The 22,101-nt window shown below is 60.6% G+C and carries 21 protein-coding genes; 19 read left to right on the top strand and 2 right to left on the bottom strand.

The window, feature by feature from the left end:
• Positions 1-143: 143 nt before the first annotated feature.
• The 3 genes from CLM72_RS21065 to CLM72_RS21055 all read left to right on the top strand — a co-directional run bounded on the left by CLM72_RS21065 (position 144) and on the right by CLM72_RS21055 (position 3,176).
• Entirely contained in the window at positions 144-1,475 is a 1,332-nt protein-coding gene (locus tag CLM72_RS21065; RefSeq protein ID WP_003189258.1) for a dicarboxylate/amino acid:cation symporter, read from the top strand.
• A gap of 133 nt (positions 1,476-1,608) precedes the next feature.
• Positions 1,609-2,595, top strand: a complete 987-nt coding sequence (locus CLM72_RS21060) for an XdhC family protein (protein ID WP_105227948.1) — start codon at positions 1,609-1,611, stop codon at positions 2,593-2,595.
• A complete protein-coding gene (locus CLM72_RS21055; protein ID WP_105227946.1) occupies positions 2,592-3,176 on the top strand; it encodes an NTP transferase domain-containing protein in 585 nt (194 codons plus the stop codon). The genes CLM72_RS21060 and CLM72_RS21055 overlap by 4 nt, the downstream gene beginning before the upstream one ends.
• A gap of 557 nt (positions 3,177-3,733) precedes the next feature.
• Here the strand turns inward: CLM72_RS21055 and rne are convergent.
• On the bottom strand, positions 3,734-6,877 hold the full coding sequence (rne, locus tag CLM72_RS21045) for a ribonuclease E (RefSeq protein ID WP_177430940.1): 3,144 nt from the start codon (positions 6,875-6,877) through the stop codon (positions 3,734-3,736).
• Between the two features lie 766 nt (positions 6,878-7,643).
• Here rne and rluC point away from each other — a divergent pair.
• The 3 genes from rluC to CLM72_RS21025 are packed head-to-tail and all read left to right on the top strand — an operon-like array spanning position 7,644 to position 10,257.
• A complete protein-coding gene (rluC, locus tag CLM72_RS21035; RefSeq protein WP_034128444.1) occupies positions 7,644-8,603 on the top strand; it encodes a 23S rRNA pseudouridine(955/2504/2580) synthase RluC in 960 nt (319 codons plus the stop codon).
• Complete coding sequence (locus CLM72_RS21030) at positions 8,590-9,252, top strand: HAD-IA family hydrolase (RefSeq protein ID WP_105227942.1); 663 nt, start codon at positions 8,590-8,592, stop codon at positions 9,250-9,252. Before rluC ends, CLM72_RS21030 begins: the two co-directional genes overlap by 14 nt.
• 21 nt (positions 9,253-9,273) lie before the next feature.
• Complete coding sequence (locus CLM72_RS21025) at positions 9,274-10,257, top strand: S49 family peptidase (RefSeq protein ID WP_105227940.1); 984 nt, start codon at positions 9,274-9,276, stop codon at positions 10,255-10,257.
• A gap of 131 nt (positions 10,258-10,388) precedes the next feature.
• Here CLM72_RS21025 and CLM72_RS21020 read toward each other — a convergent pair whose 3' ends face one another.
• Positions 10,389-10,967 (bottom strand): nucleoside triphosphate pyrophosphatase, encoded by a 579-nt coding sequence (locus CLM72_RS21020; RefSeq protein ID WP_034128441.1) that lies wholly within the window; start codon positions 10,965-10,967, stop codon positions 10,389-10,391.
• Positions 10,968-11,072: 105 nt separating this feature from the next.
• On the opposite strand from CLM72_RS21020, the gene CLM72_RS21015 reads away from it, so the two are divergent.
• The 13 genes from CLM72_RS21015 (at position 11,073) to CLM72_RS20955 (ending at position 21,976) form a co-directional block, all read left to right on the top strand.
• Positions 11,073-11,603: a YceD family protein gene (locus CLM72_RS21015; protein ID WP_003175611.1), complete on the top strand. Its 531-nt coding sequence runs from the start codon at positions 11,073-11,075 to the stop codon at positions 11,601-11,603.
• 13 nt (positions 11,604-11,616) lie between these two features.
• The gene (gene rpmF, locus CLM72_RS21010; protein ID WP_003179396.1) at positions 11,617-11,799 is read left to right on the top strand and encodes a 50S ribosomal protein L32; all 183 of its coding nucleotides are present in this window, start codon (positions 11,617-11,619) and stop codon (positions 11,797-11,799) included.
• Between the two features lie 4 nt (positions 11,800-11,803).
• Positions 11,804-12,814 (top strand): phosphate acyltransferase PlsX, encoded by a 1,011-nt coding sequence (gene plsX / locus CLM72_RS21005; protein WP_084479911.1) that lies wholly within the window; start codon positions 11,804-11,806, stop codon positions 12,812-12,814.
• Between the two features lie 126 nt (positions 12,815-12,940).
• Positions 12,941-13,879, top strand: a complete 939-nt coding sequence (gene fabD / locus CLM72_RS21000) for an ACP S-malonyltransferase (RefSeq protein ID WP_054897933.1) — start codon at positions 12,941-12,943, stop codon at positions 13,877-13,879.
• A 24-nt stretch (positions 13,880-13,903) separates the two neighbouring features.
• Positions 13,904-14,647 carry a 3-oxoacyl-ACP reductase FabG gene (fabG, locus tag CLM72_RS20995; RefSeq protein WP_003189275.1) on the top strand — a complete coding sequence of 248 codons (744 nt, stop codon included), beginning with the start codon at positions 13,904-13,906 and terminating at the stop codon, positions 14,645-14,647.
• A gap of 191 nt (positions 14,648-14,838) precedes the next feature.
• Positions 14,839-15,075, top strand: a complete 237-nt coding sequence (gene acpP / locus CLM72_RS20990; protein ID WP_003175607.1) for an acyl carrier protein — start codon at positions 14,839-14,841, stop codon at positions 15,073-15,075.
• 110 nt (positions 15,076-15,185) lie between these two features.
• On the top strand, positions 15,186-16,430 hold the full coding sequence (gene fabF / locus CLM72_RS20985; protein WP_034128438.1) for a beta-ketoacyl-ACP synthase II: 1,245 nt from the start codon (positions 15,186-15,188) through the stop codon (positions 16,428-16,430).
• The gene (gene pabC, locus CLM72_RS20980; protein WP_105227938.1) at positions 16,430-17,245 is read left to right on the top strand and encodes an aminodeoxychorismate lyase; all 816 of its coding nucleotides are present in this window, start codon (positions 16,430-16,432) and stop codon (positions 17,243-17,245) included. Before fabF ends, pabC begins: the two co-directional genes overlap by 1 nt.
• Before the next feature lies 1 nt (position 17,246).
• Positions 17,247-18,383, top strand: a complete 1,137-nt coding sequence (gene mltG / locus CLM72_RS20975) for an endolytic transglycosylase MltG (protein WP_105227936.1) — start codon at positions 17,247-17,249, stop codon at positions 18,381-18,383.
• A 19-nt stretch (positions 18,384-18,402) separates the two neighbouring features.
• A complete protein-coding gene (tmk, locus tag CLM72_RS20970) occupies positions 18,403-19,035 on the top strand; it encodes a dTMP kinase (RefSeq protein ID WP_105227934.1) in 633 nt (210 codons plus the stop codon).
• Positions 19,028-20,017, top strand: a complete 990-nt coding sequence (locus CLM72_RS20965; protein WP_034128434.1) for a DNA polymerase III subunit delta' — start codon at positions 19,028-19,030, stop codon at positions 20,015-20,017. Before tmk ends, CLM72_RS20965 begins: the two co-directional genes overlap by 8 nt.
• A gap of 62 nt (positions 20,018-20,079) precedes the next feature.
• Entirely contained in the window at positions 20,080-20,865 is a 786-nt protein-coding gene (locus CLM72_RS20960; protein WP_034128433.1) for a TatD family hydrolase, read from the top strand.
• Between the two features lie 445 nt (positions 20,866-21,310).
• On the top strand, positions 21,311-21,976 hold the full coding sequence (locus tag CLM72_RS20955; protein WP_034128432.1) for a TetR/AcrR family transcriptional regulator: 666 nt from the start codon (positions 21,311-21,313) through the stop codon (positions 21,974-21,976).
• Positions 21,977-22,101: the final 125 nt, after the last annotated feature.

Genomic DNA, 22,101 nt, shown 5'->3' with positions numbered 1-22,101 from the left:
CTGTTTGCGATAAGGATTACAGCGCAGGCTTGCTCCTACAGGCTTCGCAAACAACAAATCCCTCCAGTGCAGGAGGGTTCGCAATTCAAGTGCCGTGGGCAATGGCGGATATTTGCCACACGGGACGATTGAGGAACTTTGCAATGACGACTCGTCAGCCAATCTACAAATCCCTGTATTTCCAGGTGATCGTTGCAATCGTTATCGGTATTTTGCTCGGCCACTTCTACCCGCAGACCGGCGTGGCCCTCAAGCCACTGGGTGACGGCTTTATCAAGCTGATCAAAATGGTCATCGCCCCGATCATCTTCTGTACCGTGGTCAGCGGCATCGCTGGCATGCAAAGCATGAAGTCGGTGGGCAAGACCGGCGGCTATGCGCTGCTGTACTTCGAAATCGTTTCCACCATCGCCCTGCTGATTGGCTTGGTCGTGGTCAACGTGGTGCAGCCGGGCGCCGGCATGCACATCGACGTCGCGACCCTGGATGCTTCCAAAGTGGCGGCCTACGTCACCGCCGGTAAAGACCAGAGCATCGTCGGCTTTATCCTCAACGTCATCCCGAACACCATCGTCGGCGCCTTCGCCAACGGCGACATCCTGCAAGTGCTGATGTTCTCGGTGATCTTCGGTTTCGCCCTGCACCGCCTGGGTGCCTACGGCAAGCCCGTGCTGGACTTCATCGATCGCTTCGCCCATGTGATGTTCAATATCATCAACATGATCATGAAGCTCGCCCCAATCGGTGCCCTGGGTGCCATGGCGTTCACCATCGGCGCCTACGGTGTCGGTTCCCTGGTGCAACTGGGCCAGTTGATGATTTGCTTCTACATCACCTGCATCCTGTTTGTGGTGCTGGTGCTGGGCGCTATCTGCCGCGCTCACGGTTTCAGCGTGTTGAAGCTGATCCGCTACATCCGTGAAGAACTGCTGATCGTACTGGGCACCTCGTCTTCCGAATCCGCACTGCCACGCATGCTGATCAAGATGGAGCGCCTGGGCGCGAAGAAGTCCGTGGTCGGCCTGGTGATTCCAACCGGTTACTCCTTCAACCTCGACGGTACGTCGATCTACCTGACCATGGCGGCCGTGTTCATCGCCCAGGCGACCGACACCCACATGGATATCACTCACCAGATCACCCTGCTGCTGGTGCTGCTGCTGTCGTCCAAAGGCGCTGCTGGCGTGACCGGTTCGGGCTTCATCGTACTGGCCGCCACCCTGTCGGCCGTTGGTCACCTGCCGGTTGCCGGCCTGGCGCTGATCCTGGGTATCGACCGTTTCATGTCCGAAGCCCGTGCGCTGACCAACCTGGTGGGTAACGCAGTTGCCACCATCGTTGTGGCCAAGTGGGTCAAGGAACTGGACACCGACAAGCTGCAAAGCGAGTTGGCGTCTGGCGGTACCGGTATCTCCGAAACCCGCGAGCTCGATGACCTGGGCGTGGCTGAAGGCCCGGCGCCTGTCGTCAAGTAAGTGGCTGTTGGCGTGAACTGACGCCAACGCTATCCGTAAACGCCCCGACTGGTTCGGGGCGTTTGCGTTTCTGGCGGGATACAACGGATATTTTTGGTTTACAGTGAGCGCGACAGTACTTACCGGAGGCCTGATGGACAGTGTGGATCTGAACGTCCTGCGCAGCGTACTGCAATGGCGCCGCGCCGGGGAGCGCGTGATGTTGTACAGCGTGGTGCAAACCTGGGGCAGCGCGCCGCGCCCGCCGGGGGCGATGCTGGCCCTGCGCGGTGATGGCGTGGTGATTGGTTCGGTGTCGGGCGGTTGCATCGAGGATGACTTGATCGCGCGCCTGCAGGACGGCCGCTTACCCGCTGACGGCCCGCCCGTGCAGTTGGTGACCTACGGCGTCACTCGCGACGAGGCGGCGCGTTTTGGCCTGCCCTGCGGCGGCACCCTGCGGCTTACCGAGGAGCGCGTGGAAGAGTGGGGTTGGGTCGAAGCGCTGCTGGCGCGTTGTGAAGATCATCAGATCGTCGCTCGCGAGCTGAACCTGGCCACCGGCGAGGTGACGTTGAGCGCCGCCAGCAAGACCGACGTGGTGAGCTTCGACGGCGAACGCTTGCGCGCCATCTATGGCCCGCGCTGGCGCCTGCTGTTGATCGGCGCCGGGCAGCTGTCGCGCTACGTAGCGGAAATGGCACGCCTGCTGGATTTCGAAGTGCTGATCTGCGACCCCCGCGAAGAGTTCGTCTACGGCTGGGAAGACCAGCATGGACGCTTTGTGCCGGGCATGCCCGACGAGGCGGTGTTGAACATCCATACCGATGAACGCACGGCCATTGTCTGCCTGACCCACGATCCACGTCTGGATGACATGGCGTTGCTGACGGCGCTGAACTCCACGGCGTTCTATATCGGCGCCCTGGGGTCGCGGGTCAATACCCAGAAGCGTCGGGAGAACCTGGCCGCGCTGGGCCTGTCGGCGGACGCCATCGCACGTTTGCACGGGCCGATCGGCCTGCACATCGGCAGCCATACGCCGGCGGAAATTGCGCTGTCGCTGATGGCGGAAATTGTTGCGATCAAGAACGGTGTGGCACCGATGCAGAAGAAACCGATGGCGGTGGTGGCTGAGTGACGGTGACGGCGATTGTGCTGGCGGCGGGGCAGGGCAGTCGTTTTCGCGCTGAAGCCGGAGCGGATCAAGACAAATTGCTCGCCGCCAGCGTGGGGCTGGATGGCGTTACTCGGCCGGTCATCGAGCAGGTATTGGTGAACCTGCCGGCGACGCTTGTTGAACGCTGGGTGGTGACCTCGCCGGAGCGCCTTGAGGTTATTCGGCTGGCTGAGGCGCATGGTTGCAAGGTCCTGCTGCTGGAATCGGCCGGTATGGGCGACAGCATTGCGGCGGCGGTCAAGGCCAGCGATGCAGCGGATGGGTGGCTGGTGGTGTTGGGGGATATGCCGTTTATTCAGTCATCGAGTATCGAACGGGTGATTGCCAGCGTGGAGGGCGTCACTGTGCCGGTATCTGCCGGGCAGTACGGGCACCCGGTGGCTTTCCATCACACGTTTGGGCCGGCGCTGATGGCTCTGAGTGGGGATCTTGGGGCCAGGCCTTTATTTGCACAAACACAGGTGCGAGAGGTGCAGGTAGATGATCCTGGTGTGCTTTGGGATGTGGATGTGCCGCAACGGTTGAGTTTTACTGCAGGTTAAGTGTGGCAGCTGGCTTGCCTGTGATAGCCATAGGTATCTACTTAGAGCCGACGTTGGACCTGTGGCGAGGGAGCTTGCTCCCGTAACGGCCTGATAGCCGGCGCTTATCTACCTGACGCACCACCGTCCAATGTGGGAGCTGGCTTGCCTGCGATAGCGGCCTGACAGTCAACACAGTTGGATTGTGTACATATCCACTCCTGCGGTAACGGCCACTTAGGGTTCCGCCCTGACGGCGGCTAAACCGGCATCCCTGCCGGTTTACCCTCCAAATCCCTGTCGAATTCCGGCCAGCGTGGTTTGACGGGGCGCCTAAGATCAAAAGCAGATCAAGAGCGACTCGCTTCGCATCGTGGTTACCGTCTGCCGTTACAGCTCACAAAGTTGTGTAGATACCTCTGCTGCGATAGCGGTGTGTCAGTCACCGCCACGCTGGCTGAATCGACGCTATCGCAGGCAAGCCAGCTCCCACAGTGATTGCATTCTAGGTCGAGATAATCAGCCATAAAAAAGCCCCGCCTGATCACTCAGGCGGGGCTTTTTAGTGACTTATGGAATCAGACGAGGGGTTTAGGCTCGTGCTCTGCTTCCTGGGCCTCGTGCTCTACCGCCTTGGCTGCGGCTGCAGCAGCTTCGGCTTCCTTGCGGCGACGACGCACTTCGCGCGGGTCGTTCGGCGCACGGCCGTTTTCGGTGAGGGCGCTTGCAGGCGCAGCTTCAACCACTGGGGCGGCCACTTCGGCAACCACTGGGGCTTCAACTTCAACCACGGGCGCAGGCTCAGCAACCGGCGTAGGCTCAACCACTGGGGCTGGCTCGGCGACGACTTCAGCAACCGGTGCCGGTGCTTCTTCTACCACTGGGGCAGGCGCTGGCGCTTCAACCGGTGCAGCCGGTTCGGCAGTCCACTGGAAGGCGGTCTGTTCTTCGCGAACTTCACGCACAGCCGGGGCGGCTTCTTCGACCACCGGAGTTTCTACAGCCGCTTCGACTACTGGCTGAGGCTCAACCGATGGAGCTGGCTCAACGGCAACCACGTCGGTTTCTGGCTGTGCATCACGAACCGGGGCTACTTCCACTTCCGGAACCACTGGGGCTTCGACAGGGGTCGTGGCTTCAACGACTGGCGCTTCAACAACCGGCGCTTCAACCGCTGGGGTTTCGGCGGCTGGCGCTTCTACGGCAACAGTGTCTTCGATGGCAGCGGTAGCACGTTCGGCTTGCTCGTGAGCCTGGGCTTCAGCAGGGGCGCTGATGACCGAGCTGGCAACGGCAGCGGTAACGGCCAAGCCGGCAGCCAGTTCGGCGCCTGTTGGCTCGTTGTTGGCAGCTTCTGCGTTTTCGCCGGTTTCTTCCGAACCTTCGATTACGTTGCCGTTGGCATCACGTTGACGCTCACGACGGTTGCTGCGACGACGCTGGCCACGGGAGCGGCGGCGTGGACGATCGCCTTCGGCGTTGTCCTGGCCGTCTTCCTGCAACTGCTCTTCGCCGGTCAGTACTTCTTCTTCGGAAGCAGCAGCGGCTTGCTCGGCGCGTGGTTGACGCTCTTCACGTGGCGGGCGCGGTTGGCGCTCTTCGCGTGGTGCGCGTTCTTCACGCGGCTGGCGGGCCGGGCGTTCTTCGGTGCTAACGGCTGCGGCAGCGGCAGGTGCCGCGTCCAGAGGCTCGCGCAGTTCACGCACGCGTTCTTCACGCTCGCCGCGCGGCTTGCGATCTTCACGTGGAGCGCGTGGGGTACGTGGGGCGCGCTCTTCACGCGGTGCACGTTCTTCACGGGCTACGGTCGGGGTGTCTTCACGGGCTTCACGAGGCGCACGCTCTTCACGTGGTGCGCGTTCTTCACGCGGGGCACGTTCTTCGCGAGGCTTGCGCTCTTCGTCACGGCGGCCATTGCGGTTACGGCTCTGCTGGCGACCGTTGCGACGCTCTTCATTGCGTGCTGGGCGCTCGGTGGCAGGCTTTTCAACCACAACCGGGGCAGCAGGCTCTTCCTTGGTGGCGAACAGGCTGACCAGCGACTTCACCAGGCCCTTGAACAGGCTTGGCTCAGGCAGGGCGGCCGGCGCGGCAACCGGGGCGGCAGCTTCGGTCGGTACCGGTGCGTTGGCACGGGCCGGTGCAGTCTTCACCGCGGCTTCCTGGCGAACCAGGGTGCGGGTCGCAGCGGCTGGCTGGACTTCTTCGACTTCGGCGGCAGCCGCGGCGATTTCATAGCTGGACTGCCCGCTATGGGCTTCCGGGCTGTCATCACGCAGGCGCTGGACTTCGAAGTGCGGCGTTTCGAGGTGATCGTTCGGCAGGATGACGATACGGGCACGGGTGCGCAGTTCGATCTTGGTGATCGAGTTGCGTTTTTCATTGAGCAGGAAGGCGGCAACCGGAATCGGCACTTGTGCGCGAACTTCGGCGGTGCGGTCTTTCAGGGCTTCTTCTTCGATCAGGCGCAGGATCGCCAGGGACAGCGATTCAACGTCACGGATGATGCCGGTGCCGTTGCAACGCGGGCAGACGATGCCGCTGCTCTCGCCCAGGGAGGGGCGCAGGCGCTGACGGGACATTTCCAGCAGGCCGAAGCGCGAGATGCGGCCGACTTGCACGCGAGCGCGGTCAGCTTCCAGGCATTCGCGGACTTTCTCTTCCACGGCGCGCTGGTTCTTGGCAGGGGTCATGTCGATGAAGTCGATCACGATCAGGCCGCCGATGTCACGCAGGCGCAGCTGGCGGGCGATTTCTTCAGCCGCTTCCAGGTTGGTCTGCAGGGCGGTTTCTTCGATGTCGCTGCCTTTGGTCGCACGTGCCGAGTTGATGTCGATGGACACCAGGGCTTCGGTCGGGTCGATCACGATGGAGCCGCCGGAAGGCAGTTCGACCACGCGCTGGAAGGCGGTCTCGATCTGGCTTTCGATCTGGAAACGGTTGAACAGCGGCACGCTGTCTTCGTACAGCTTGATCTTGCTGGCGTACTGCGGCATCACCTGGCGAATGAAGGTCAGGGCTTCGTCCTGGGCTTCAACGCTGTCGATCAGCACTTCGCCGATGTCCTGGCGCAGGTAGTCGCGGATGGCGCGGATGATCACGTTGCTTTCCTGGTAGATCAGGAACGGCGCGGAACGATCCAGGGACGCTTCTTTGATAGCGGTCCACAGTTGCAGCAGGTAGTCGAGGTCCCACTGCATTTCTTCGCTGCTGCGGCCAAGGCCGGCAGTGCGCACGATCAGACCCATGTCGGCCGGTGCGATCAGGCCGTTCAGCGCTTCACGCAGTTCGTTACGCTCTTCGCCTTCGATGCGACGGGAAATACCGCCGGCACGTGGGTTGTTCGGCATCAGCACCAGGTAACGACCGGCGAGGCTGATGAAGGTGGTCAGGGCTGCGCCCTTGTTGCCACGTTCTTCTTTTTCGACCTGGACGATGACTTCCTGGCCTTCGCTCAGGACGTCCTTAATGTTCACGCGGCCTTCAGGGGCTTTCTTGAAGTATTCGCGGGAGATTTCTTTGAGGGGCAGGAAGCCGTGGCGCTCGGAGCCGAAATCGACAAAGGCAGCCTCAAGGCTTGGTTCGATGCGAGTGATACGGCCTTTATAGATGTTGGCCTTTTTCTGCTCGCGTGCACCGGATTCGATGTCCAGGTCGTAGAGACGTTGGCCATCTACCAGTGCAACACGCAACTCTTCGGGTTGAGTTGCGTTAATCAGCATTCTTTTCATGTTGTACCGTCGGTTTCCGGGCTGCCGGAAACGGCGTTCGGCACACACGACTTCTCACGGTCGGTGTCAGGTGCGTCAAGAGTGGTTGGCCACTCCAGTGTCCAGCAAAATCGGCCAATTGGGCCGGTATCGCGACGGACGCGTCCTGCTCGTTAGCGGTGGTGACAAAGGCACCACTTCAACAAAAGCTAAGGTCAGGAGGAGGAATCAACCGGCGACTGTGGACGAGATGAAGCGTCTAAAACAAGCCTAGTGCTACACAGTCCGACGGTTGTGCATCTCCACCCTACACGTATCCCTGATAATTCGGGTGCTGCCGCGCGCAGAATCCGCAGCGGGTTGGCATTTACCGTGTTCTCCAATGGGGAGTCCACGCTCATGGCTAAACAAGACTAGGTGTGGGCGGTTGCGCTCTCACTCAGCTCTTAACAGGCGTTGTTTCCGAAGCATTCGCCATGGTCTGGCTCAAAACTGACTGCACTTTGTGAACTGGCCGTAAATATCGGCGCAAAAGACGAGTATTCACTCTGCTTTCTGCACTCGCTTCAGGCCTCATGTCACCTGCGCTTGTTACAATCTTGAGCCTTCCTGGGTGGCGAAAGCCCCGTAGGACGGCCTCGCGTCCTGATGAATTGCGATGGTCAGGGCCGGCAGTTTGCCGCATGTCCTCTGTCCAGGCCGCTTTTGGCGGCGTTCGCGACTATAGCAGTAATGATTAAGTGCTTCAATTCCATAAAAAATTGTTATCATCGCCGCCATGACGACTACCACCCCCCCGACCCCCAGCGTCCAGCTGCTTGAGGTCTCGCCGGAATATGCCGGCCAACGCATCGACAACTTTCTTTTGGCCAGGCTCAAAGGCGTGCCCAAGACCTTGATTTATCGCATTTTGCGTAAAGGCGAAGTGCGCGTGAACAAGGGGCGCATCAAGCCTGAGTACAAGCTGCAGGCGGGCGATATCGTCCGTGTGCCGCCCGTGCGCGTGCCTGAACGCGACGAACCGGTACCGCTGGCCCAGGGGTTGTTGCAGCGCCTGGAAGCGTCGATCGTGTTCGAAGACAACAAGCTGATCGTGATCAACAAGCCCTGTGGCATTGCGGTTCATGGTGGCAGTGGCTTGAACTTCGGCGTGATCGAAGCCTTTCGTCAGTTGCGCCCGGATGCCAAGGAGCTGGAACTGGTGCACCGCCTGGACCGTGACACCTCCGGCCTGTTGATGATCGCCAAGAAGCGCAGCATGTTGCGCCACTTGCACACCGCCCTGCGTGGCGACGGCGTGGACAAACGCTACATGGCGCTGGTGCGCGGCAACTGGGCCAGCTCGATCAAGAGCGTGCGTGCGCCGCTGCAGAAGAGCAACCTGCGCTCCGGCGAGCGCATGGTCGAAGTGGACGAGGAGGGCAAAGAGGCCCTGACCCTGTTCAAGGTGCTGCGTCGCTTCGGTGACTTCGCCACGATGGTGGAGGCCAAGCCGGTCACTGGCCGCACTCACCAGATTCGTGTGCATACCCTGCATGCGGGCCACTGTATCGCGGGTGACACCAAGTACGGCGACGAGGACTTCTCCAAGGAAATTCGCGACCTGGGCGGCAAGCGCCTGTTCCTGCATGCCTACATGCTCACCGTGCCGCTACCCGATGGCGGCGAGCTGAAATTGCAGGCGCCGGTCGATGAAATGTGGGCCAAGACCGTGGAGCGTTTGAGTGTCGCACCTTGATTACAAACTGCTGATCTTCGATTGGGACGGGACGCTGGCCAATTCCATTGGCCGCATCGTCGAGTCCATGCACATGGCGTCGACCCGCTCGGGCTTTGAGTTGTGCACGGACCTGGCGGTCAAGGGCATTATCGGCCTGGGTTTGCCTGAAGCCATTCGCACCCTGTACCCCGACATCAGCGACGCCGAGTTGGTAGCGTTTCGCGAGCACTACGCCGACCACTACATTGCGCTGGAAGCTACCCCTTCGCCGCTGTTTGAAGGCGTGGTGCAATCGCTGCAAGCGTTTCGTGCCCAGGGTTATCACCTGGCGGTCGCCACCGGCAAGGCTCGTCGCGGCCTGGACCGTGTGCTCAAGGCTCACGGCTGGGATGATTACTTCGATATCACCCGGGCTGCGGATGAAACCGCGAGCAAGCCTCATCCCTTGATGCTGGAGCAGATCCTTGCGCACTGTGGCGTTACGCCACGCGAGGCATTGATGGTGGGTGATGCGTCTTTCGACCTGATGATGGCCCGCAATGCGGGCATGGATAGTGTCGCCGTCAGCTACGGCGCCCAGTCTGCCGAGGCGTTGCAGCAGTACGAACCGAGGCTGACGATTGATCATTTTTCCGAACTGCAGGCCTGGCTCAGCCGGGCCCGATAAGTCTTTGCTGGGGTTAATGGCATGAGTGACGAGTGGAAGGCGCCTGAAAAGGCCGAGAGCAGTGATGGTAAAAGCTGGAAGCTTTTGGAGAAGACCCTCCTGGCCAGCGTCCAGGAACAGCGGCGTTCGCGGCGCTGGGGGATTTTTTTCAAGCTGCTGACCTTTGTGTACCTGCTTGGGATGCTGGCGCTGTTCAGTCCGCTGATGGACATGGAAAAGAGCGCCACCCGTGGCAGTCACTACACCGCCTTGATCGAAGTGCGCGGCGTGATTGCCGACAAGGAGCCCGCCAGTGCCGACAATATTGTCACCAGCCTGCGCGCGGCTTTTGAGGATGCCAAGGTCAAGGGCGTTATCCTGCGCATCAACAGCCCAGGTGGCAGCCCAGTGCAGTCGGGTTATGTGTATGACGAGATTCGTCGTCTGCGCGCCTTGCATCCGGATACCAAACTCTATGCCGTGATCTCCGACCTGGGTGCCTCGGGTGCCTATTACATTGCCAGTGCTGCAGACCAGATCTATGCCGACAAGGCCAGCCTGGTGGGTTCTATCGGTGTGACGGCGGCCGGTTACGGTTTTGTCGGTGCCATGGAGAAACTGGGGGTCGAGCGTCGCACCTATACCTCGGGTGAGCATAAGTCGTTCCTCGATCCTTTCCAGCCGCAGAAGGCGGATGAAACCGCGTTCTGGCAGGGCGTGCTCGACACTACCCATCGTCAGTTCATCGCCAGCGTCAAGCAGGGGCGTGGGGATCGCTTGAAAGATAAAGAGCATCCGGAGCTGTTCTCCGGCCTGGTCTGGTCGGGCGAGCAGGCATTGCCGCTGGGCTTGATTGACGGCTTGGGCAGCGCCAGCTCGGTGGCGCGGGATGTAGTGGGTGAGAAGGAGTTGGTGGATTTTACGGTCGAGGAATCGCCGTTTGATCGCTTCTCCAAGAAGCTCGGTGCCAGTGTGGCGGAGAAGCTAGCCCTGTACATGGGCTTCCAGGGGCCGTCCCTGCGCTGAAATTCCAAGCTAGGTGTAGATCAACTGTGGGAGCGGGCTTGCCCGCGATAGCGATGGATCAGTCGATATAAGTGTCGCCTGGTACATCGCTATCGCAGGCAAGCCAGCTCCCACATTGCTTTACGAGGGTTTCAAGGGATCTGTACGCCTTCGGTCAGCAGCATGTCCACCAGTCGAATCAGTGGCAGCCCAACCAGGCTGGTCGCATCCGGTCCCTCGGTGCTCCGGAACAAGCTCACACCGAGCCCTTCTGCTTTGAAGCTGCCTGCGCAGTCATACGGCTGTTCAATTCGCAGATAGCGCTCAATACGCTCTGCATCCAGTTCACGCATGTGTACGGTAAACGGCACGCAGTCCACCTGGCAGCGCCCAGTCTCGCTGTTGAGCAGTGCCAGCCCGGTAAGAAAGCTCACACGCTTGCCGCTGGCAGCCAGTAATTGCTCGCGGGCATTTTCGAAGGTGTGCGGCTTGCCGATGATCCGGCCTTCCAGTGCGGCGACCTGATCCGAGCCAATGATTAAATGCCCAGGATGGCTGGCGGCGAGGGCGCGGGCCTTTTGTTCGGCCAGGCGCTTGACCAGTTCGATGGCGGATTCATCCGGGCGGTGGCTTTCGTCGATATCCGGCGAGCTGCAGGTGAACGGCAGGTGCAGGCGACTCAGTAATTCCCGGCGATAAACCGAGCTGGACGCGAGTAATAAAGGCAGCATATACGTCTCCTCAAGGCAGTCGCCGATTCTAGCGACGTGACCGGCTGACGCACAGGGCTGAATTTCCTTTGACATGGCCGGGTGCATCCCTATAATGCTGCGCCTATGTTGAATGACCCGATTCCACCTCACGTTGACCCGCGCAAATTGGCTGATCGTGGCACCACCCTTCAAGGTGAAGTGCTGCTGGCCGATTTGGAGAGACTCTGCGACCCGCTTTCCGACACTGTCGGTACGGTGCAGGCGAAATTCGTTTTTGAACGAGATGAACGTAAATCTGTGGTAATCCACAGCGTTATCGACACCGAAGTCAAAATGGTTTGCCAGCGTTGTCTTGAGCTGGTCACCCTGCCGATCCACAGCGAATGCAGTTATGCTGTGGTGAAAGAGGGTGCGAATACCCAGTCGTTGCCGAAAGGTTATGACGTGCTGGAACTGGGCGAAGATCCATTGGATCTGCATGCACTGATCGAGGAGGAGCTTTTGCTCGCCTTGCCCATTGTGCCTGCTCATCATCCGGAAGAATGCCAGCAGCCGGAGGGTCTCGATGACGAGGCCGAGCCGAGCGAGGACGAGGTAACGCGGTCCAACCCGTTCAGTGTATTGGCGCAGTTAAAGCGTGACCCAAACGTTTAGGAGTTAATCAATTATGGCTGTTCAGCAGAACAAAAAATCCCGCTCCGCCCGTGACATGCGCCGTTCGCACGACGCTCTCGAGGCTAGCACCCTGTCCGTGGAAAAGACCACTGGTGAAGTTCACCTGCGTCACCACGTATCGCCAGAAGGCGTATACCGTGGCCGTAAAGTGATCGACAAGGGCGCTGACGAGTAATCACTTGTCTGCTCAAGTCATCGCGATTGACGCAATGGGCGGGGACTTCGGTCCCCGCAGCATTGTTCAGGCCTGCATTGCCAGCCTGTCTGCCACGCCCTCGCTGCACCTGACCCTCGTCGGTCAACCCTCCCTACTTGAAGAACTGATTGCCAGCCATCCGGCGGTGGATCGCGCGCGCCTGACGATTACGCCAGCCAGCGAAACCATCAGCATGGATGAAAAGCCGGCGGTTGCCCTGCGTGGCAAACCCGATTCTTCAATGCGGGTGGCCCTTGAGCTATTGCGTGATGGCAAGGTGCAAGCCTGTGTCAGTGCCGGTAATACCGGCGCGTTGATGGCCTTGTCGCGGCATGTGCTCAAAACCCTTCCGGGTATTGATCGGCCGGCGATGGTGGCGGCGATCCCGACGCAGAAAGGCTATTGCCAACTGCTGGACCTGGGCGCCAATGTTGATTGCAGCGCCGAGCACCTGCTGCAGTTCGCCGTAATGGGCTCGGTGGCCGCCGAAGCGCTGGGCGTGGCCCGGCCCAGGGTTGCCCTGCTGAATATCGGTACCGAGGACATCAAGGGCAACCAGCAAGTCAAGCTTGCCGCCACCTTGCTACAAAGCGCGCGGGGCTTGAACTACATCGGCTTTGTTGAAGGTGATGGTTTGTACCGTGGTGAAGCTGATGTGGTGGTGTGCGACGGCTTTGTCGGTAATATCCTGCTCAAGTCCAGCGAAGGCCTGGCAACCATGATTGCCACGCGTATTGAAGCTTTGTTCAAGCGCAACCTGGCGTCACGTATGGTGGGGGCTTTGGCGTTGCCCCTGATGCGACGCTTGCAGGCTGACCTGGCGCCAGCACGGCACAACGGTGCAAGCTTTCTTGGCTTGCAGGGCATTGTGGTAAAAAGCCATGGCTCGGCCGGTGTGCTGGGCTTTCAAAGTGCAATTGCACGGGCCTTGATCGAGATTCAGGAGAACCTGCCGCAACGCTTGCACGGCCGTCTCGAGGATCTGTTGCCTTAGGCGAATTGGCCCGGGAATGCTTAAATGTGACCGGCCAGTTCAATTGACCATCCAATCAGTCAGTTTCGTTCGCGCCCACCGTAGGCGCGAGCATTTTTGACGACCAGATCATTAGGGGCTTGTTACATGTCTACATCCCTCGCATTCGTCTTTCCAGGGCAGGGTTCGCAGTCCCTCGGCATGTTGGCCGAGCTGGGCGCGCAATACCCGCTGATCCTGGACACCTTCAAGGAAGCTTCCGACGCCCTGGGTTACGACCTGTGGGCACTGACCCAGCAAGGGCCGGAAGCATTGCTCAACCAAACCGATAGAACTCAGCCGGCCATCCTGACCGCCTCGATCGCCCTGTGGCGCTTGTGGCTGGCAGAAGGCGGCGCACGCCCTGCCTTCGTCGCGGGCCACAGCCTGGGCGAATACAGCGCCCTGGTGGCCGCCGGCAGCCTGACCTTGGCTGAAGCGGTCAAGCTGGTCGAGCGTCGTGGTCAACTGATGCAAGAAGCCGTTCCGGCCGGGCAGGGCGGCATGGCCGCTATCCTGGGCCTGGACGACGCAGTGGTGATCGAGGCCTGCGCCGAAGCGGCGCAAGGCGAAGTGGTCAGCGCGGTGAACTTCAACTCCCCAGGTCAGGTGGTGATCGCCGGTGCCAAGGCGGCCGTCGAGCGTGCCATCGAGGGTTGCAAGGCCCGTGGCGCCAAGCGAGCGCTGCCATTGCCGGTGAGCGTACCGTCCCACTGCGAACTGATGCGCCCGGCGGCCGAGCGCTTTGCCGAGTCTATCGCTGCCATCAACTGGCAGGCGCCGCAGATCCCGCTGGTGCAGAACGTCAGCGCGGCCGTGGCCGCCGACCTCGACACCCTCAAGCGCGATCTGCTGGAGCAACTGTACAAGCCAGTTCGCTGGGTTGAGTCGGTCCAGACCCTGGCCGCCAACGGTGCCACCGAACTGGTCGAGTGCGGCCCGGGCAAAGTCCTGGCCGGCTTGAACAAGCGCTGCGCCGACGGTGTGTCGACCGCCAACCTCAATACCCCAGAAGCCTTCGCTGCCGCTCGCGCGGCACTGGCCTGAATCCCGTACTTAGGAGAAGCCTGCATGAGTCTGCAAGGTAAAGTTGCACTGGTTACCGGCGCAAGCCGTGGCATTGGCCAGGCGATCGCCCTGGAGCTGGGCCGTCAGGGCGCCGTTGTGATCGGCACCGCCACCTCCGCCTCGGGCGCCGAGCGTATCGCCGCGACCCTGAAGGAAAACGGCGTGCAAGGTACCGGTCTTGAACTGAATGTGACCAGCGATGAGTCCGTGGCTGCCGTACTGGCCCAGATCACTGCTCAGTTCGGTGCACCGGCTATCCTGGTGAACAACGCCGGGATCACCCGTGACAACCTGATGATGCGCATGAAAGACGACGAGTGGTACGACGTGGTCGATACCAACCTGAACAGTCTGTTTCGCCTGTCCAAGGGCGTTTTGCGCGGCATGACCAAGGCGCGTTGGGGCCGAATTATCAATATTGGCTCCGTAGTGGGTGCCATGGGCAACGCAGGCCAAGTAAACTATGCCTCTGCCAAGGCCGGCCTGGAAGGTTTCAGCCGCGCACTGGCGCGTGAAGTCGGCTCGCGGTCGATTACGGTCAACTCGGTGGCCCCTGGGTTCATCGACACCGATATGACCCGCGAACTGCCGGAAGCACAGCGCGAAGCCTTGCTGACGCAGATTCCGCTGGGCCGTCTGGGCCAGGCCCAAGAGATCGCGAATGTGGTCACTTTCCTGGCATCTGACGGTGCGGCATACGTGACTGGGGCTACAATCCCGGTTAACGGCGGGATGTACATGAGTTAAATTGTGACGGATCGCTTCAAAAAAATGTCATACGAGCTGTCTAAAATCCGTTATAAAGCTGCAACTTAATTTATAGGCAGGTGGCCGACCGGGTACAGGGTGAAGCTTTCAGTTGAAAAGCTGAAATGGCTTTCTATACACTTACCCACTGGCCAGCTGCCTGAATTTGTCCATTAGGAGTTAAACAAGGTATGAGCACCATCGAAGAGCGCGTCAAGAAAATCGTCGCCGAGCAACTGGGCGTTAAGGAAGAAGAAGTGGTCAACACTGCTTCCTTCGTAGAAGACCTGGGTGCCGATTCCCTTGACACCGTTGAGCTGGTGATGGCTCTGGAAGAGGAATTCGAGACCGAAATCCCGGACGAAGAAGCTGAAAAAATCACTACTGTTCAAGCTGCCATCGACTACGTTACTAGCCACCAGGCGTAATAGTTTGTAGTCGTCGCTTGCTGTCAGGGAAAAACCGCACTGCTGTAAAGGCGTGCGGTTTTTTCTTTAGCGGCGATGAAAAGTGTCGTCATTAGAAAAAGGAGAGTGCTGTGTCGCGTAGACGCGTCGTAGTCACCGGTATGGGTATGTTGTCGCCACTGGGTACGGATGTGCCGAGCAGTTGGCAGGGCATTCTGGCTGGCCGCAGTGGTATTGGTCTGATCGAACACACGGACCTTTCTGCCTATTCCACCCGTTTTGGCGGCTCGGTAAAGGGCTTCAATGTCGAGGAATATCTCTCGATCAAAGAATCCCGCAAGCTCGACCTGTTCATTCAGTACGGCCTGGCTGCCGGGTTTCAGGCTGTGCGTAACGCCGGCCTGGAAGTCACCGACGCCAACCGTGACCGCATCGGCGTGGCCATGGGTTCAGGTATTGGCGGTCTGACCAATATCGAAGAAACCAGCCGCACTTTGCATGAGACTGGCCCACGTCGAATTTCACCGTTCTTCGTACCGGGCTCGATCATCAATATGATTTCCGGCTTCCTGTCCATTCATCTGGGTGCACAGGGACCGAACTACGCAATCGCCACGGCGTGTACCACAGGTACCCACTGCATTGGCATGGCGGCACGCAACATTGCCTACGACGAAGCCGACGTGATGATCGCCGGCGGCGCCGAAATGGCCGCGTGCGGCCTCGGCATGGGCGGCTTCGGCGCGTCTCGTGCGCTGTCGACCCGCAACGACGAGCCGACCCGTGCCAGCCGTCCGTGGGACAAGGGCCGTGACGGCTTTGTGCTCTCCGACGGTGCCGGTGCGCTGGTGCTCGAAGAGTTGGAGCACGCCAAGGCGCGTGGTGCCACTATCTACGCCGAATTGATCGGGTTTGGCATGAGCGGCGACGCTTACCACATGACCTCGCCGCCGTCCGACGGAGCGGGTGCTGCGCGTTGCATCACCAATGCCCTGCGCGATGCGAAGGTCAACCCCAACCAGGTGCAGTACATCAACGCCCATGGCACTTCGACCCCGACCGGCGACCTGGCGGAAGCAGAGGCCATCAAGTCGGTGTTCGGCGAGCACGCCTATAAGCTGGCGGTCAGCTCCACCAAGTCCATGACCGGCCACCTGTTGGGTGCGGCGGGCGCGGTCGAGGCGATCTTCAGTGTGATGGCAATCAGGGATCAGGTCGCTCCGCCGACTATCAACCTTGATGAGCCGGACGAAGGCTGCGACCTGAACTTCGTGCCCCACGAAGCGCAGCCCATGCCGATCGACGTGGCGATTTCCAACTCGTTCGGTTTCGGTGGCACCAACGGTTCCCTGGTGTTCCGCCGGTTCGCCGAGTGATGCACAGCTGGGTCGACGGTCAGCCAGCGGACAGCGTGCCCCTGAAAGATCGCGGCCTGGCCTATGGCGATGGGGTGTTCGAGACCATCGCCGTCAAGGCCGGGCAGCCGTTGCTGCTCGACCGTCACCTGCAACGCCTGGAAGAGGGTTGCCGGCGTTTGGCATTGGTGGTGGATCACGGGTTGATTCGCCACGAAGTACTGAGCTTCGCCGCCACCCTTGGCGACGGTATTCTCAAATTGATCCTCACCCGTGGCGACAGCTTGCGCGGTTACGGCATCAACCCTGGCGCCCCGGTGCGCCGCATCTTGCAGGGCAGCGCGCCCGCTGTTTACCCGTCTACCCATGAAGTCGAAGGCGTGCGCCTGTTCGCGTGTGCCACGCGCTTGGCGCAGCAGCCGTTGCTGGCCGGTATCAAGCACCTCAATCGCCTGGAGCAGGTGATCGCGCGTGCCGAATGGCAAGATGCCGAACATGCCGAAGGCCTGATGCTGGATATGTCTGGCCGGGTGATCGAAGGCATATTCAGCAATCTTTTCCTGGTGAGCAACGGCTTGTTACTAACCGCTGATCTGAGCCGTTGTGGCGTTGCGGGCGTGATGCGCGCCGAAGTTCTGGCCCAGGCACAAGCGCTGGGCGTCCCGGTGGCCGTGGCCGACATCAGTGTGGAGCAGTTGCAACAGGCCGATGAAGTCTTCGTCTGCAACAGCGTTTATGGCATTTGGCCGGTGCGAGGCTGCGCTGCGATGAGCTGGCCGGTTGGGCCGCTCACCCGTAAACTGCAGGGCATTGTTCGCGCGCTATTGGATATTTGAGTTGATACGAAAACTGGTGTTACTGCTGCAGATCAGCCTGATCTCGGCGGCGTTGCTCGTGGGCTTTTCTGCCTGGAAACTCGACTCTGCCCTCAAGCAGCCCCTGAAGCTGCCTCAGGAGCAGTTGCTCGATGTACCTGCTGGCGCTACGCCGACGGGCACCTTCAATCGTCTGGAAGCCGACGGCGTGCTCGACGATGCATTCTGGTTGCGTCTGTACTGGCGCTTCAACCTCGAAGGCCAGCCACTGCACAGCGGCGAGTACCGCATGAGCCCGGGCCTTACCGCCGAGGGTTTGATCGGCCTGTGGCAGCGCGGAGAAGTGGTGCAGTACAGCCTGACCTTGGTGGAGGGCTGGAATTTCCGTCAGGTGCGCACCGCCCTGGCCAAGCATGAAAAGATCGTGCAGACCCTCGCGGGCCTGACTGACAGCGAAGTGATGGATAAGCTTGGCCACCCAGGTGTGTTTCCTGAAGGGCGGTTCTTCCCCGACACCTACCGTTTTGTCCGCGGCATGACTGATGTCGAGTTCCTGAAAAAAGCCTACAACCGCCTGGACGATGTACTCGCCCAGGAGTGGAGCAAGCGTGCCGCTGACGCGCCCTACACCGACCCTTACCAAGCACTGATCATGGCGTCGCTGGTGGAAAAGGAGACCGGGGTGCCTCAGGAGCGCGGGCAGATTGCCGGTGTGTTTGTGCGTCGCCTGAAGATCGGCATGCTGCTGCAGACCGACCCCACCGTGATCTACGGCCTGGGTGAGCGCTACAACGGTAAATTGACCCGCGCCCACCTCAAGGAAGCCAACCCCTACAACACCTACATGGTCGCCGGCCTGCCGCCCACGCCCATCGCGATGGTCGGCCGCGAGGCCATCCACGCAGCGCTGAACCCGGTACCGGGCAGCAGCCTGTACTTCGTCGCCCGTGGCGATGGTAGCCATATATTCTCGGATAACCTGGATGCGCATAATGCCGCTGTGCGTGAGTTCCAACTCAAGCGCCGTGCCGATTACCGTTCCAGCCCGGCACCGGTGGTGAAACCGCTGGAAGATTCGGTACCTTCCAGCGATGCGCCTACCCCCGACGCTCCGATCGAGCCCGCGCCGGACACTACCGCGCCGCAAAGCCCGCAATGACTCTGACTAAGGACTGCCTGTGACTGGCTTGTTTATTACCCTGGAAGGCCCGGAAGGCGCCGGCAAAAGCACTAACCGTGACTACCTGGCCGAGCGCCTGCGTGCGCAGGGCATCGAGGTGGTGCTGACCCGTGAGCCGGGTGGTACGCCGTTGGCCGAGCGCATTCGCGACGTCCTGCTGACCCCGGGTGACGAGCCGATGAATCCGGACACCGAGTTGCTCCTGGTGTTTGCCGCCCGTGCCCAGCACCTGGCCGAAGTGATTCGCCCGGCCCTGGCGCGGGGGGCCGTGGTGATCTGCGACCGGTTTACCGATTCCACCTACGCCTACCAGGGTGGGGGCCGGGGGTTGTCCATGGAGCGCATCACCACCCTGGAAACCTTCGTGCAAGGCGATCTGCGCCCCGACCTGACCCTGTTGTTCGACCTGCCGGTGGAAGTGGGCATGGCCCGCGCCAGTGCGCGAGGTCGTCTGGATCGCTTCGAGTTGGAAGGCCAGGCCTTTTTTGATGCGGTGCGCAGCGCTTTCCTGCAGCGCGCCAAGGCCGAACCCGCACGTTATTATCTATTGGACGCCGCCCAGCCGCTGAGTCAGGTGCAACAGGCTATCGACGCGCTGCTGCCCACTCTGTTGGAGCGTAGCCGTGGCTGAGTCCTACCCGTGGCAGGACGGCCTCTGGCAGCAACTGGCGGGGCGCGCCCAGCACGCCCACGCCTATCTGCTGCATGGGCCGGTGGGCATCGGTAAACGCCACCTCGCCGAACGCCTGATGGGCAGCCTGTTGTGCCAACGCCCGGTCAATCTGGAGGCATGTGGCGAGTGCAAGTCCTGCCTGTTGCTCAAGGCTGGCAGTCACCCGGACAACTATGTGCTGGAGCCCGAGGAAGCGGACAAGGCCATCAAGGTCGACCAGGTGCGCGACCTGGTGAGCTTCGTGGTGCAGACCGCGCAGATGGGCGGGCGCAAAGTGGTGCTGATTGAGCCGGTTGAGGCGATGAACATCAACGCGGCCAACGCCTTGCTCAAAAGCCTTGAAGAGCCGTCCGGCGATACCGTGCTGTTGCTGGTGAGCCACCAGTCCAGCCGCTTGTTGCCGACCATTCGCAGCCGTTGCGTGCAGCAGGCTTGCCCGTTGCCCAGCGAGGCCATGAGCCTGCAATGGCTGGCGCAGGCGTTGCCGGAATGCAGCGCAGAAGAACGAGGCGAGTTGCTGACCCTGGCGGCCGGCTCGCCTTTGGCGGCAGTGAAGCTGCAGGCTCAGGGCGTGCGCGAACAGCGTGCACTGGTCGTGGATGGCGTGAAGAAGCTGCTCAAGCAGGAATTGTCCGCCACGCAACTGGCCGAAAGCGCCTGGAAAGATATTCCGCTGTTGCTGTTGTTCGACTGGTTCTGCGACTGGTCCAGCCTGATCCTGCGCTACCAGCTCACCCAGGATGAAAACGGCCTGGGCTTGGCGGATATGCGCAAGGTCGTGCAATACCTGGCGCAAAAAAGTGCCCAGGACAAAGTGCTGAACATCCAGGACTGGATCCTCGCCCAGCGCCAGAAAGTCCTCGGCAAGGCCAACCTCAACCGCGTGCTGTTGCTCGAGGCATTGCTGGTGCAGTGGGTCGGCCTGCTCGGGCGCCGTTAAATTCCGTGGCTGACGGGTGTATCGTTGGCCCTACCTCTTTTGTGACTTAAGCTCAGATTCCTATGCTCGTAGATTCCCATTGCCACCTTGATCGCCTCGACCTTGCCCAGCACGGCGGCTCCCTCGACGTCGCCCTTGAAGCTGCCCGCCAGCGTGGGGTAGGGCACTTCCTGTGCATTGGCGTCAGCGCCGACAACGCCGCCGACGTCAAAGCCCTGGCTGATCGCTACGCCGACGTCGATTGCTCGGTGGGCATTCACCCGCTGGACCTCAAGCCAGGCGAAGCGCCGGCTCTGGACTGGCTACTGGGCGAACTCAACCATCCGCGAGTGGTGGCCATTGGCGAAACCGGCCTGGACTATCACTACGAGCCTGAAGCTGCCGAGTTGCAGCAGGCCTCGTTCCGCCTGCACCTGCAAGCCGCCCAGCAGACGGGCAAGCCGGTGATCGTCCACACCCGAGGCGCCCGTGCCGATACCCTGGCTTTGCTGCGTGAAGCCGCGTTGTCGCAGGCTGGCGTGTTGCACTGCTTTACCGAAGACTGGGACATGGCCAAGGCGGCCCTGGACCTGGGGTTCTATATTTCCCTGTCGGGCATCGTCACCTTCCGCAATGCCGACGCGCTGCGCGATGTGGCCCGCCAGGTGCCCGCCGACCGCCTGCTGGTGGAAACCGACTCGCCGTACCTGGCTCCCATCCCCCATCGTGGCAAACCGAACTTGCCCGAATATGTACGTGACGTGGCTGATTACCTGGCGATGCTGCGCGGCGAGTCGTACGAACGCTTTGCCGAGCAGACTACCGAGAATTTCAAGCGCCTGTTCCCGCTGGCCCACGTAGCCGGTTAGGGCGGCCGAATCCCAGGCAAAAAAAACCCGGGTTCTGGGGGGGGAATCCGGGCTAAGACCATTAGGAGTAAAACAAGGGCACGCAGTCCGTCGGTACCCAGGTCGACGCGTCACTTGGGGGAGATGTCGCGCCGACAGTTGAAGTATTGACCACTATCCCATTCAGTCCAGTCGTGATTGATCGTTTTTTAAACAGATTTGGAATACGCGGCCTTCGCTTGAGTTCTCATTGCGCTGATGGGCAGGTTCAGGTGTTGCGTATTATTTCTGACTGATAACGGCGAAATCGTTGGCGCATTGAAAGTTATGTGCCTGACGGGTTCACATAGACATTGCCCAACGACCGTTCAGTCGGGATAATCCCTCGCACCGGGTAAATCGTATCGCCACGTATCCATGGCCCTGCGCAACCCTCCCTATTTCCGACCTTTGCAGACTCTTCCTCATGCACAAAGAACCCCGTAAGGTCCGTGAATTTCGCCGCCGTGAGCAGGAAATTCTCGACACCGCGCTCAAGCTGTTCCTCGAACAAGGTGAAGACAGCGTCACCGTCGAGATGATTGCGGATGCCGTGGGTATCGGCAAAGGCACGATCTACAAACACTTCAAGTCCAAGGCCGAAATCTACCTGCGCCTGATGCTTGACTACGAGCGCGATTTGAACGAGTTGCTGCACTCGGCGGATGTCGACAAAGACAAGGAAGCCCTCTCCCGCGCTTACTTCGAGTTTCGCATGCGTGACCCACAGCGCTACCGCCTGTTCGACCGCCTGGAAGAGAAGGTGGTCAAAGGTCACCAGGTGCCGGAGATGGTCGAGGAGCTGCACAAGATCCGCGCCTCGAACTTCGAACGCCTGACCCTGCTGATCAAGGGCCGTATCAGCGAAGGCAAGCTTGAAGACGTGCCACCGTATTTCCACTACTGCGCCGCCTGGGCCTTGGTGCATGGCGCTGTGGCGCTGTACCACTCGCCGTTCTGGAGCAATGTGCTGGAAGACCAGGAAGGTTTCTTCCAATTCCTGATGGACATCGGCGTGCGCATGGGCAACAAGCGCAAGCACAGCCCGGAACTGCCGGGCGCCGAGAAGAGCGGCGACACCCCTGCCACGTAAGTCATTCGCCACAGTGATGGCGCAACGATTTACTGCCAGGCGCAGTAACCCAGGAATATACTCAGGCAAGGACCTTGCTAAAAGCTGATTTATGAGTCAGCTTTTAGCGCGCCCGAATTATCCTC

The sequence above is a fragment of the Pseudomonas sp. MYb193 genome (assembly GCF_002966775.1).
Lineage (GTDB): Bacteria > Pseudomonadota > Gammaproteobacteria > Pseudomonadales > Pseudomonadaceae > Aquipseudomonas > Aquipseudomonas paracarnis.
Note: the sequence above shows the minus strand (reverse complement) of the source record. Positions and strands in the feature narration are given on the sequence as shown.